General features: G+C 62.4%; 9 protein-coding genes and 1 pseudogene. 2 read left to right on the top strand and 8 right to left on the bottom strand.

All coding sequences use genetic code 11. The annotated features are described in order from the left end of the window. Window positions 1-53: 53 nt before the first annotated feature. The 3 genes from feaR to KI237_RS13840 form a co-directional block, all read right to left on the bottom strand. Window positions 54-1,016 (bottom strand): transcriptional regulator FeaR, encoded by a 963-nt coding sequence (gene feaR / locus KI237_RS13850; protein WP_212800292.1) that lies wholly within the window; start codon window positions 1,014-1,016, stop codon window positions 54-56. 122 nt (window positions 1,017-1,138) lie between these two features. Then, the gene (locus tag KI237_RS13845; protein WP_212800291.1) at window positions 1,139-1,759 is read right to left on the bottom strand and encodes a DUF3156 family protein; all 621 of its coding nucleotides are present in this window, start codon (window positions 1,757-1,759) and stop codon (window positions 1,139-1,141) included. Beyond that, window positions 1,704-3,203: an APC family permease gene (locus tag KI237_RS13840; RefSeq protein ID WP_212800290.1), complete on the bottom strand. Its 1,500-nt coding sequence runs from the start codon at window positions 3,201-3,203 to the stop codon at window positions 1,704-1,706. Before KI237_RS13840 ends, KI237_RS13845 begins: the two co-directional genes overlap by 56 nt. Before the next feature lie 292 nt (window positions 3,204-3,495). Here KI237_RS13840 and KI237_RS13835 point away from each other — a divergent pair, with 292 nt between their 5' ends. Further along, window positions 3,496-4,824 (top strand): alginate export family protein, encoded by a 1,329-nt coding sequence (locus tag KI237_RS13835; RefSeq protein WP_212800289.1) that lies wholly within the window; start codon window positions 3,496-3,498, stop codon window positions 4,822-4,824. Window positions 4,825-4,983: 159 nt separating this feature from the next. Here the strand turns inward: KI237_RS13835 and KI237_RS30980 are convergent. Beyond that, a pseudogene (locus KI237_RS30980) lies at window positions 4,984-5,523 on the bottom strand (methyl-accepting chemotaxis protein); the annotation flags it as partial. Between the two features lie 627 nt (window positions 5,524-6,150). Between KI237_RS30980 and KI237_RS13825 the strand changes: the two are divergent. After that, the gene (locus KI237_RS13825; protein WP_212800287.1) at window positions 6,151-7,638 is read left to right on the top strand and encodes an aldehyde dehydrogenase family protein; all 1,488 of its coding nucleotides are present in this window, start codon (window positions 6,151-6,153) and stop codon (window positions 7,636-7,638) included. 214 nt (window positions 7,639-7,852) lie between these two features. On the opposite strand, the gene KI237_RS13820 is transcribed toward KI237_RS13825, so the two are convergent. From KI237_RS13820 to KI237_RS13805, 4 genes are all read right to left on the bottom strand, one after another. Further along, window positions 7,853-9,310 carry an amidase gene (locus KI237_RS13820; protein ID WP_212800286.1) on the bottom strand — a complete coding sequence of 486 codons (1,458 nt, stop codon included), beginning with the start codon at window positions 9,308-9,310 and terminating at the stop codon, window positions 7,853-7,855. A 17-nt stretch (window positions 9,311-9,327) separates the two neighbouring features. Then, on the bottom strand, window positions 9,328-10,584 hold the full coding sequence (locus KI237_RS13815) for an MFS transporter (protein WP_212800285.1): 1,257 nt from the start codon (window positions 10,582-10,584) through the stop codon (window positions 9,328-9,330). A gap of 12 nt (window positions 10,585-10,596) precedes the next feature. Then, window positions 10,597-11,529, bottom strand: coding sequence for a SphA family protein (locus KI237_RS13810; RefSeq protein ID WP_212800284.1), 933 nt, complete (start codon window positions 11,527-11,529; stop codon window positions 10,597-10,599). 70 nt (window positions 11,530-11,599) lie between these two features. Beyond that, window positions 11,600-12,592: a helix-turn-helix domain-containing protein gene (locus KI237_RS13805; RefSeq protein ID WP_212800283.1), complete on the bottom strand. Its 993-nt coding sequence runs from the start codon at window positions 12,590-12,592 to the stop codon at window positions 11,600-11,602. Window positions 12,593-12,693: the final 101 nt, after the last annotated feature.

Here is a 12,693-nt window from a genome sequence, read left to right as displayed (position 1 = left end):
CCTGTGAGCGAGCTTGCTCGCGATAGCGGTCGTCCAGCCCGCGACGACCTTGTTCAAGCCACTCCCTGCCCCACCTGCAAACGGCTGGAACGAAACTCCTTGGGCGAGAGCTCGAACTGCTTCTTGAACGAACGGCTGAAATGCGCCGAATCGGTAAAACCCCATTTGTAGGCGATCGAGGTAATGGACTCGTCCCGCAGGAACGGGTTGGTCAGGTCATCAGCGCTGCGCTTGAGGCGGGCCCGCTGGATGTAGCGGCAAACACTGTCATCCTGCTCTTCGAACAAACGATACAGATGCCGCACCGAAATATTCAGCCGATTGGCCAAGCCCACCGGGCTGAGGCCGGGCTGGGTCAGTGACTCGTCGATGACCTTCTGCACATAGCTGCGCAGATGGCTGCCCTGCAACGCAGCCCCTTCATCACGGGTATCGCTGCTGTGTTCCAGGGCCAAGCCCAACAGCGAAACGAAGGCACTCTGCAAGGCTTCGCCCTCGCCCACCGCGCCTTCGCCGTCCGGAGTGTCCCTGCACAACTGGTCCATCAAGACATGCAGCATCCGCCCACACGCCTTGCTGGACGAAACCTTGCCGAAGGTCTTGGCCTCCCCGCCCAGCTGCCTCGACACGTCCTGGCGGGACAAGGACAGCACGGCGTGCTCGATCAGGCCGAACGGGCTGATCTCAAGCGCTCCCACGGAATCCATCAGCAGCAGTTCACCGGGTGCCAACTGAATGCTCAGGCCGTTCTGGGTAATGCGGCAGTAGCCGCTGCGCTGGCTGACCAGGAAGCAATCCTGGTCATCATCGTGATCGGCGTTGGGTGAGTGACGCTTGATGCTACCGGCGTTGGTGCGCAGGTTCGCGAGGGCAAGGCCACCACGATGGAAGTTCGACACTTCACCGATAAACAGCGAACGATTGAAGGCCAGCTCGGTATCGAAGTGACCGCAAGTCGCCCGCAGATCCCGGTTCCAGGTGTCCAGACCGTCCTGCCCAACCTGTTGCATGCTCATGGCATTCTCCGCAGTGGCTTATTGTTTTTGTACGGCAATAGTTAACATGTTATCTATATGCGCGCAACAAGTACCTGATCGCCAGAGCAGTAGCAGGAATGATGCCAGGTAGAGCAGAGGAATCAGAGCGCTGCCAACACCCGCTGCAGGCCGCTCAAGGTCGCCAGCAAGACGCTGCGCTGCTCCCGGCTCAACGGGATATAGCGACGAAAGGCCGGCATGCGATTCACCACTTCGCTACCGCCCATGTGTTCCAAATGCACGCACCACTGGCGTTCTTGCAGATCGATGCGCAGACGCTTGAAATCCAGCGGCATGAGGGCCTGATACAGCACAAGATCCTGCTCCACGGCCGCCTGCAACCGGGCCGCCAGGTCAATGCTCCCGTCCCGCTGCCGGCAACGAATGCCGCTACGCCGAACAGCCCCGCCGTGGTGCAGCTCCAGGCGCGCCGTGCCCTCTCGGGAGGCAGGCACGCGCAGGACGAACTCGGTCATCACCAGGTGCATCAACAGCTGCGACTCGGTGCGTTCGACAACCTCCAACTGCAAGCTGCCGTCGTCGGTGGCTGCCGTCGCCGTAGCCGGGCCCACCACCTCGAATCGCGCCAGCGCCAGGTTGCGCCGCAGGTGCTCCAGGGTCACCCCAGGCCGATAACCGACCGGGGCGCGCCGGGCGCGGAACAACTCAGACAGCTTTTGCAGCTGGGTCGACAAACTCGCCCGCAGGTTGCCCTGGCTCATGGGAGAACTCCTTGGCCAACACGTCTTCTACCGACGCTGGCATGAATGGATTGACCTTCTGCACCACCAGGGTCCAGAACAAGGCGTACGCGGCCGTGCCACCGAGCATCACCGCGAAGGGCACGTAGATGTCCGCCGGATTCATGCCGGGCGGTGTGATGAACCACATGCCCAGCACAATGCCGACACTGGACAGGATCTGTGGCAATGGGAACCACGGCGAGCGATAGGCCCGCGGCAGATCGGGGCGACGAATCCGCAGGCTGACCACCGACACGGTCACCAGCAGGTAGGCAAAACTCCAGGCGCACACCGCGGCCAGCACCAGGTGCATGATGTTGTCGGTATTGCCGCCCAGCCACCACGCATGCAGGCACGGAATCAGCATCGCCACCAGGATGCACAGCAACGGCGTCTTGAAGCGCGGGTGCAGATAGGTGAAGACCTTCGGCAACGCACCGTCCACAGCCATGCCGTAGAGAATCCGCGGCACGCCGGCCATCAGGGTGTTGATGGTCGCCGCACCGGCAAACAGAAAACCGATGCCCAGCCACATCGGGCCAATATCGCCCATGACCTGTTCGGCGAAGCGTGGAATCGCCATGGGCGTGTCCAGCAGATGCACGCCGCTGGAGGCATCGAGCAGCACGTTTTCCACTTGGCGCTTCATCGCCGCACCGTAGATGAACATGCAGGTGGCGACGCTGAACAAGCCCAGCATCATGGCCCGGGGCATGGTCCGGGCGGAGCGGCGCAGGTCCGGTGCCAGCGGCGTGACGAATTCGCAACCGACAAACATGAACATGGCCATGCCCACCAGCGACAGCACCGTCACCATATCGGTGCCCACCACGGACGCGCCGAACCAGCCCTCCAGCTCCACCGCCGGTGCGGCGATCAGGCCCAGTACGCCGAACACCATCAGGGTGGTCCACATGCCGAACGTCAGGATGATTTCGGCCCGACCAAAGGCACTGACACCGAACGCATTGAGCACGCCAAACACCACCACGAACCCCACGCCCAGCAACCAGGAGCCACCTGCCGATTCGGCCAGGGTGTTGAGGTGTTCGAAGTTCACCAGGGCCATGACACCGGCCAGGATGGTCTCGGCGGTGCCGGCGAACACATGGACAATCAGATAGGCCGACAACGTCCCGGTAATCGCGAAGAAACGTCCCATGCCACAGTTGATGTAGTCATAGACCGAGCCAGTGGTCGGGAGCATCGACGCCGCCTCGGCAAACGTCGTCGCCTGGGCCGGCATCATGACCACGGCGATCAGCATCGCCACGGCAAAGGCGCTGCCGCCAATGCCAAAGCCCATGGTCGCGGTGAGAATCACGGGGCTTGCCATGATCAGGCCAATGGTACTGGCCAACGCGGTGGGAAAACCCACCGAACCCCGGTTCAAGTGCTCGGTGAGCCTGTCATTGATCGACATGGTGCAAGGTCCTCGAAAGCGGATTTTTAGTATGTTTGCCACAGCCGTCCAGGAACCGGCGATCATGCCTTCCCCAACCGGTCACTGATCGAAACGGCGTTGCGTGCAGCATTACTCTGCGCCGCGCCACCCTGGGCGTCTTGCCCATGTCTGCCGCCGGTTTTGTTGCTGCCTGCCAACACCGCCGCGCTGGCGGTCTGAGTCAACTCCATGGCAGGCAGGTGAAAGACATCCCCGGGTAGCACTCCCCTTAATGCGCGCTCTACTGTCCTATCGCACTGGGGAATCCACCATGGAGCACACACGCCGTACACCTTTGCTGCGCAACGCCATCGGCCTGGGCATTGCCCTGCTGGTCGCCGATTCATCGGCCCAGGCCTATGAGCTTTACGCCGACGAAGACACCACCGTCACCGGTAACTTCCTGGCGGTCTACGGGCTGTTCAACAGCCGCAAGAACTACGACGGCACCGCCGGCGGTTCGAGCTGGCGCGAAGGTTTCATCAAGTATGGCCTGAGTATCGACCAGACACTCGGCGGCCTGGGCAGTGTCTACGGCACGGCCAACCTGGTCAGCTCCGGCACCTGGGGCGATGGCGACGCAGCCGGTTTGAGCGATGGGTCCGAACGCACCACCCAGTTCGATGAAGCTTTTGCCGGCTGGCGTTCGGGGGATCTGTTCCCGGCATTGGGCAAAGACGGTGTCGACCTGTCCTACGGCCGCCAGGTAATCACCCTGGGTGACGGTTTCATCATCAACGACGATGGCCTGAACCTGGGCAAAGGCGTAGCCGATGGCGACCTCAACCGTGGCGGTGCCTATTACCTGGCGGCCCGGCATGCCTTCGACGAAACCGCTGTAGTGCGTCTGGGCGGCAAGGAAGGCGTGCATGGCAGCCTGATGTGGATCAAGTCCGACAACCGCGCCCAGGCCAACACCGAGATGGCCGCCAGCACCCTGGAATACACTGCCGCGCCTGGCACCCTGGGACTGACCTACATCCACGGCATCAACGTCGATGACCGCTACGCCAGCGACTTCCAGAAACAGCGTGAAGGCATGGACATCTACAGCCTGCGCGGCGCCGGGAATGCCGGTATCGAGAATGCCCACTTTTCCTTCGAGTATGCCTGGCAGGACAAGGACGCGGGCCCGGAGAAAGCCTGGTACACCGAAGCCGGCTACACCTTCGCCGACCTGCCCTGGACGCCGGACCTGACCTATCGCTACAGCCGCTACTCCAAAGGCTGGGACTCGATGTTCAACGGGCAGAACCGCGGCTATGGCACCTGGTTCCAGGGTGAAGTGGCGGGCAACTATGCCGGCCCGTTCAACAGCAACACCGCCATCCAGCACGTGGGCCTCAAGCTCAAGCCGGCAGAAACGGTGACCATTGGTGCACTGTTCTTCGACTACCAGACCCTGCATACCCGTGAAGCGCTGAATCTCGATGCGCAGGAGCTGGACCTGTACGTGGAATGGGCGTTGAATGAGCACCTGATCGTCACGCCGCTGGTGGGCCTGTACAAGCCTGAGAAGGATGCGGACAGCGGTGGCAATCAGGTCGGCGGCAACGGCACCAACGTCTACAGCCAGTTGGTGGTGGCGGTTCCGTTCTAGACGGCCGACCGTGGGAGCTGACGAAGGCTGCGAGCTTTTGATCTTTCGCTTGGGACTCAAGTGCCTGGGGAAAGATCGCAGCCTCGTTGCACTCGACAGCGCCTACGCAGCGCCTACGTAGCTGCGGGGTAGCGATTAGCCTGTTATCTGTTATCTGTGCTGATGCAACATGGTCTGGATCTGATGGGTCGCCTGCCGGGTACTCTGCGCCAGCTTGCGCACCTCATCGGCCACCACCGAGAAACCGCGCCCGACATCTCCGGCCCTGGCCGCTTCAATCGCGGCGTTCAAGGCGAGCAGATTGGTCTGGTCGGCAATGCCCTTGATCACCGCCACCACCGTGGCGATCTGGGCGTAGGTCACCTGGTTCTGTTCGAGCATGCGCTGATGGGTGGACTGGGCCGAACGCTCATCGCTGATATCACGCACCGCACCAATGACTCGCACCAGTTGCCCATGCGAGTCGCGTACTGCCCGACCGCGTTCACGACACCAGATGTAATCCCGGGTCTTGTGGCGCATCCGGTATTCAAAGACGTACTCACCGCTGCCCTGGGAGCCAAGGATTTCCCGGTCGAAAATGGCCATGATCTTGGGCAAGTCGTCCGGGTGAGTGATGCCGACCTGGGCATCCCAGCCATCGGGCAAGTCATCCGGCCCATACCCCAGCAGCGAACGGAACTGACTGGAAAAGCGCATGCCACTGGCCGGGTGCTGGAGATCACCGTTGACGACCGTGATATCCCAGCAGCCTTCTGTCAGGGTCGATTGCAGCAACTCCCAGATCTGCGCATCCTGGCGTTGTTGCTGCAGCTGCTGGCTGAGTTCGTCCAAGCGGATGTCAAGCACCTGCTCGCGCGCACGGGTTTGTTCCAGTTGCTGGCGAGCCATGTGCAACTCACGCTCGCTCTGCTGCCATTGCAGCGTTTGCGCCCGTACCTGTGCTTCGACCTGTTGCAGATGTGCAGTCGCGCTCACCATCTGCCGTGCATGCTGCTCAAGGAGGGTGCGCAGCTGCGGATAAGCGTCGAGCTGCGGCGTGTGCTCCGTTTCGCCGGTCAGCACGCGGTGCACTTGTGCAGTCAACGCCAGTTTCTGTTTGTTGGTCTGGAGAAACATCGCCCGCCCCTATGCCATCAAGTCGAAACCCGGATCTGATCGCAAACCGGCCAGGCTGGCTTGTTCCTGCCTGCACGGGGCCTTGCTCCTGGCTGCCAACACGCAGGCTGGCAGCCACAGACATAGGGCGCGGCAGGCACAGTCAAGCTGGACGGTCCTGCCGGGATTACCCTCGAGGCTTTCCCTATTCGTGATCAGGAAACCCTCATGAGCGATATTGCCCTGCTGCCTCAGGTTCAAGACTTCCTCGGTAGACATCACGCCCTGTTCATCGACGGTGGCTACGTCGAAAGCCAGAGCAGCCAGACGCTGGACGTCGTCAACCCCGCCACCGGCCAAGTCATCGCCCAGGTCAGCGACGCCACGCCCGGCGACATTGATGCAGCGGTGGCGTCGTCCCGCCGCGGCTTCAAGCAGTGGTCCCAAACGGCACCCGCGGTCCGCGGCCATGTGTTGCTCAAGTTGGCAGACCTGCTGGAACGTAACCGCGAAGAGCTGGCGCAGATCGAAACCTGCCAGTCCGGGAAGATCATCCACATCTCCCGGGCCTTCGAAGTCGATCAGGCCGCGCACTTTTTGCGTTACTACGCCGGCTGGGCAACCAAGATCAATGGCGAGACGATCACCCCATCGTTGCCCTCCTTCGCCGGTGAGCGCTACACCGCGTTCACCTTGCGCGAGCCGGTCGGGGTGGTGGTCGGCATCGTGCCGTGGAATTTTTCCACCATGATCGCCATCTGGAAACTGGCATCAGCCCTCGTGACCGGTTGCAGCGTCATCATCAAGCCCAGCGAGTTCACCCCGCTGACCATCCTGCGCATCGCTGAACTGGCGATGGAAGCCGGCCTTCCGGCGGGTGCCCTGAACGTGTTGACCGGCGGCGGCCAGGTGGGCAAAGGGCTGATCGAACACCCGGGCACCAACAAGGTTTCATTCACCGGTTCCGTGCCCACTGGCCTGGCGGTGGGCCAGGCGGCCATGGGCGCCGGATTGACCCGCGCGACCCTGGAACTGGGCGGGAAGAATGCAGCGGGGTTCCTGCCTGATATCGATCCCGAGGTGGCGGTCAACGGCATCATCGAGGCGGGGTTCCTGCATTCGGGGCAAATCTGCGCGGCGGCGGAACGGTTCTTCGTCCATCGCTCGCAGATCGAGTCGATCACGGACAAACTCACCCAGCGCCTGAGCAAGCTCACCATCGGCTCGCCCCTGGACGAACGCACCGAATTCGGTCCAGTAACCAACCGCCAGCACCAGCTCAAACTCGCGGAATTCTTCGCCAAGGCCCGCGCGCAGAACAACATCATCATCCATGGAGGCAAGCTGATCGATGGGCCGGGGTGCTACGTCGAACCCACGATCATCCTCGCCAACCACCGCGACGATGCCCTGCTCAACGAAGAAACCTTCGGCCCGATTGCGACTTTCTTCCCTTACGACACTGAGGAGGAACTGCTGGAACTGATGAACGACACACCCTACGGCCTCAGCGCCAGCCTCTGGACCAACGACCTGGGCAAAGCCCTGCGCATGGTTCCCGCCATCGAAGCAGGCACGGTCTGGGTGAACATGCACACCCTGCTCGACCCGGCGGTGCCTTTTGGCGGCAGCAAATCTTCAGGGATAGGCCGGGAATTTGGCAGTGCATTCATTGATGACTACACCGAACTGAAGTCGGTGATGATCCGCTACTGACGTTCAAGGGCTCTGGGACACCCCCAGAGCCCTACCCAGCAAAATCCCCTTGTAGGAGCGAGCTTGCTCCCACGATTTGTTCCGGGTCGTCCAAGGGTATTCGCGACCATCACAAATCCCCTGTGGGAGCGAGCTTGCTCGCGATAGCGGAGGGTCAGTTAATGAGGATATCGACTGCCCCGACGCCATCGCGAGCAAGCTCGCTCCCACGGTTTTAACGCCGGCAGGCGTTGACCGGTGGGACTCGGCCGCGCCAGGGTTGGGCGCGTTCCAGTTGGCCAGCCAGGGCCAGCAAGGTGCTTTCCTCGCCAAAGCGACCGGCAAAATGCGCCCCCATCGGCAGGCCATTGGCGCTCCAGGACAATGGCACCGACATCGCCGGCTGACCGCTGGCATTGAACAATGCAGTGAACGGCGCATAGCTGTGGTAGCGCTCGATCAGTTGATCCAGGCTCATGCACACATCCTGCAGATCAAGCTCGCCAATCGTCATCGGTTCACGGGTCAGGACCGGGGTCAGGATCACGTCGTAATCCTGCATGAACACCGCCAACTGCCGGCCGAGGGCGTGAATCCACTCCACCGCCGCCGCATATTGGGCGCCGCTGACGTTGCCCTTGTCCCGCAAGATGATCCGGGTACGCACCTCCAGTTCTTCGGCCTGTACGGCAAACCCGCGCATCTGGCCCAGCAGGTCGACATAGTGACGGGTGCTGGCACCAATGATGGTGAACACCTGGTCGAGGAACTCCAGCAACCCCACCGGCAGGCTCACCGCTTCGACACGATGCCCAAACGACTCGCACAACCGCGCGGCCTCGCCCACCGCCTGAAGGCTCTGTGGTGACGTAGGCCAAGGCCCGAGCTGCTCGACCAGGGCTATGCGCAGCGGTTTGGGATCAGCCTGCACCGCCATCACATACGGCAACGCCTGCATCGGCGCAGCGTAAGGCGCGCCCAGGTCCATCCCGGCGGTGGCGTCCAGCAGCGCCGCACTGTCGCGCACCGACAAGGTGATCGCATGAGGCGTGCCCATTCCGGCCCAGCCCTCGCCCACCATTGGGCCCGACGGCAGCAAGCCACGACTGGGCTTGAAGCCGAACACGCCACAGCAAGACGCCGGCACACGCAATGAACCTCCGCCATCGTTGCCATGGGCGAATGGCACCACGCGGGCCGCCACCAGCGCCGCCGCGCCCCCGCTGGAGCCACCAGCGCTGTGATCGGTACTCCAGGGATTGCGCGTGGCACCAAAGCGCGCGGACTCGGTGGAATACGAGGTGCCGAACTCCGGCGATGTGCTGGTGCCCATCACCTGGCATCCGGCACGGCGCAAACGCGCCACGACTTCCGATTCGAAATCCGCACGAAAGTCACCCAGTGCGCGAGAGCCGTTGGTCATCGCCGCGCCGTGGACCGGCGAAAACAGGTCTTTGATCAACGTCGGCACACCGGCCAGCAGGCCTTGGCCAACCTGTGGCGTGCGGGCCGCCTGCCGGGCCGAATCGTACAAGCGCTCGGCCACCGCATTGAGCTGTGGCTCGACCCGCTCCAGACGCTCGATGGCGGTTTCCAGCAACTCGCCAGGCTGGACCTCGCCACGCCTGACCCACTCGGCCAGCGCCGTGGCATCTTCACTGTCCATCAACTGGTGGATGTCTTGCATACCCATGTTCAAGGTTCCTTGTGTCATGACGATTGATGTGATCCAACGGTGCTCGCCTGCCCTTGGCCCCGTGCTCGCAGGCCGGCAACGACCCAGAGCAGCGCCAGGGCAAAACTGGCCAGGGCCAGCCACTCGATGGCGTGCCGCAGGTCACCGGCGAAGACAACCACCAAGGCCACCACCAGCGGACTGACGAACTGGCCGATATACAGGCACGAGGTAAACCCGCCCAAGCCCCGGCCACGGGTACTGGCGGTCAGGGCATTCATCACCGGCGCCATCACATTGGGCACCAGCAACCCGGCCCCCAGGCCCTGGATGAACACTGCCACCAGCACGGCGTTGTAGCTCTGTGCGCGCATCAGCAGCCACAACCCCAGGCCCATCAGGCCGAGCAACAGTGCGTTGCAACCAGCGATGCCGAAGCGGCGGCGCAGCAACGGCCACATCAGCGAACCGCCCAGGGTCGCCAACAGGCTCAACCCCGCAGCCAGGCCGATCATCGTGCTGGAGGTGACGCCCAGGCTTGCCAACAGCATCGGCGCCTGGATCGGCATGATGAACGTCAGGACCATGCCGCCCAGGATCATCAGGTAGCCGACCATCAGTTGCAGCACGGCGACCTTGGCCGGTCCCGACTCATCGACGCTCTGCTCGACCCCCTGCAGCTTCGCCACCGGCGGCTCCCAGAGCACCTTCATCATGGCCGGCACCAGCAGCAATGGCAGCAAATACAGGAGAAACGGCGCCCGCCACGAATGCTCGCCGAGCACCCCGCCCACCACGAAAAACAGCGCCCCCACCAGGCCGATGGTCACCACCTGCCGGTTGACGTAGCGCAACCGCTCCTCGCCCTGCCAATAGTCAGCAATCAAGGCTGCGCAGCAGGTCATCACCGCCGCCTCCGTACAACCGAACAACAGCCGCGCACCGACAATCGAAGGCAGGCTATCGAGCAGCGCCGGCAGCGCGCCGAGCAAGGCGTAGAGCACCGTGGTAATCACCAGCAAGGCCTTGCGCCCAACCCGGTCGGCCAACCAGCCGGCCAAAGGCGCGCACAAGGCAATCGCCAGGGCTGGCCCAGTGACGGCCAACGGCACCAGCAGATCGGCGCGAGGTTCCATGGGGCCGAATTCGGCGCCCAACCTGGGCAGGATCGGCGCGACCATCACCGAGCCCATGATCGTCAGGCTGCTGCCCAGCATCAGCACCAGCCCTTCACGCCAACCGGCCTGGCGCGACGGGCTGGCCGTCGTTGAAACGGAACTTGATTGGTTCATGGCGAGCCCCTTTTAGAAACTTTGAGAAATACGCAGCGCCGCGGTATAGCCCTCGGCGCGGTTTCGCGCATCGAGCTCCTTGTAGACATGCAGCCACACCGGAGGCATGCCGGGCTTGAAGTAGCTCACTGCCGGACCGACCGCCAATACCCGGGCGCGATTGGCCGCTTCCAGACCCGGCGCATCGTCATCGGTGAATTGCCGGTAGTAATAACCGCCCACACCCACGGTCCATGGGCCAACGTGTTGACCCACGGCGAATTCGTGGCGGTACTCGACGCCATTCTTGTAGTCGGTGGCGTGGTTGCGGGTGTTGATGTCGGCTTCAAAGCTGGACGACACTTCAAAACCGCTGTCGGAGAGGTAGGTGGCGTTGATGATCGGCGAGAAGGTCCAGTGGTTGAGGCCCGGCGAGATCAAGCGATCCTTGTCGTAGTCGCCTGTGGGGGCCTGGATCTGGAACTGGGCGTTGACGAACAGGTTCGGCGACAGGGTCCATTGCAGGATTACCGGCAACACCTGGATGTCAGCCAGGCGAAACGGATCTGCCGCAAGGTCCAGCGGACCGACAGGCGTCGGCACCTGTACCGAGGCGTCCATCTGGAAAAACGGCACGACGGCGCCGAAGCCATACTTGGCACCCAGCACGGTGTAATCGGTCATGCGCATGTAGGCGACGCCGATGGACAAGACATCCAGGGAGAAATTGTTGTCCGCAGACTTGCCGTGGCGATCTTTCTGCACGTTGGCAGAATAGAACGCGGTTCGCAGGCCGACGGTGCCAAAGGGCGTGGCCGGCGGCATCATGCCTGCGCCGAAATCGTAGACCCCGACTGCCGTGGTCGGTGCGCCGTTTTCGGTACCATGGGCAGCGCTACAGACAGCGATCAATCCCAGGGTCAACCCAGTACAGCGCAAGACGTTTGTTTTATTCTTCTGATTCATCGAATGCCCCTCCCGACCATGTGGTGTAGGGGTCATCCTAGGGAGCCGACCGGTCAGCCGTTATCCGTTTTCAGCACAGATACGTGCGACGCAGGGTTTGTGAAGGTGTCTCGCCGAACAGCACTCGATAGTCGCTGGAAAACCGGCTCAAATGCCAGAAACCCCAGCGTGCTGCCACTTCCTGTACACCCTGGGCCTGTCCGCCGCTGCGCAGTTCACGACGCACGGCATTGAGGCGCAATGCTCGTAAATAGGCCACGGGGTTGATGCCCAGCGTCTCCTGGAAGCAATACTGCAGTTTTCGCCGGCTGGCACCGATGTGGTTGCACAGGTCGAGGATCGACAGCGGCTCATCGACATGGGTCAAGGCATATTCCCGGGCGCGGTCGACCATGCGTTTGCGCGCCGTGGGGTTGAGCGGCGGCACCTCATCCGGCGCCACCAATTCCAGTATGTGCAGCATCACCGTGTCACGCAGGCCACGGCGGATCGACTCGTAACCCAGTAACGAGTCACGCCCCTGCTCGCCACCTTCAAGCTCACCGAACAACGCCGCAAGCTCGGCGGGCAGCGTCGAGTTGCCGAGACGGTAACACTTGGGAAGATCGGTAATTCGAAAGCGACTGCCCTGTCGTTCCAGCACATGCTCCAACGCCTGCTCGTCGATGGCGACACCGAGCAGATCGAGATGCTGGGGTGTGCGCAGCTCGGGCAGGTTTTGGCCACGGGCGACCAACAGGCTGGGCTCGATAATCGGGTGCCCAGAGCAAAAGACCGGTCCATCGGCACTCAGCGGCACGCTGAAGGTGATGGCGCCCTCCCAGGCCATGCCTTGCTTGGTCATGGCCTGATTAGAGCGGTCGCGCACCAGTTGCATCCAGTCCGAGCGGAACTCGATCAACTCGCCTTCGAAGCGCCCGGGGGTCAACTGGTCATAGCAAACCTGCCAACCACCCATGTTGCGGGCGTGTTCATCGATGTCTGCGGTGCGGAACCGATTGATCGGCAGCGTCGGCAACAGGTCCGACGAGACCGCTGGCTGCAGCATGTAGGAATTGTTCATTGACCCGACCTTTGATGATTCCAGGGCTTGCGGGTCAAAGCTCAGGCAAGTTCCATTCCGCCCCGTGAGCCGGTCGAGCAATTGTGCCGAAAACGGATAAT

The organism is Pseudomonas sp. St316 (genome assembly GCF_018325905.1).
Lineage (GTDB): Bacteria > Pseudomonadota > Gammaproteobacteria > Pseudomonadales > Pseudomonadaceae > Aquipseudomonas.
The sequence above is the reverse complement of the archived record's forward strand: the minus strand, read 5'-3'. Positions and strand labels throughout refer to the sequence as shown.

Coding starts and splice junctions, on each gene's coding strand:
- KI237_RS13840 (WP_212800290.1), bottom strand. CDS start 3,203: ATGTCGATCAATGACAGGCTCACCGAGCACTTGAACCGGGGTTCGGTG.
- KI237_RS13845 (WP_212800291.1), bottom strand. CDS start 1,759: ATGAGCCAGGGCAACCTGCGGGCGAGTTTGTCGACCCAGCTGCAAAAG.
- KI237_RS13835 (WP_212800289.1), top strand. CDS start 3,496: ATGGAGCACACACGCCGTACACCTTTGCTGCGCAACGCCATCGGCCTG.
- KI237_RS13815 (WP_212800285.1), bottom strand. CDS start 10,584: ATGAACCAATCAAGTTCCGTTTCAACGACGGCCAGCCCGTCGCGCCAG.
- feaR (WP_212800292.1), bottom strand. CDS start 1,016: ATGAGCATGCAACAGGTTGGGCAGGACGGTCTGGACACCTGGAACCGG.
- KI237_RS13825 (WP_212800287.1), top strand. CDS start 6,151: ATGAGCGATATTGCCCTGCTGCCTCAGGTTCAAGACTTCCTCGGTAGA.
- KI237_RS13810 (WP_212800284.1), bottom strand. CDS start 11,529: ATGAATCAGAAGAATAAAACAAACGTCTTGCGCTGTACTGGGTTGACC.
- KI237_RS13820 (WP_212800286.1), bottom strand. CDS start 9,310: ATGGGTATGCAAGACATCCACCAGTTGATGGACAGTGAAGATGCCACG.
- KI237_RS13805 (WP_212800283.1), bottom strand. CDS start 12,592: ATGAACAATTCCTACATGCTGCAGCCAGCGGTCTCGTCGGACCTGTTG.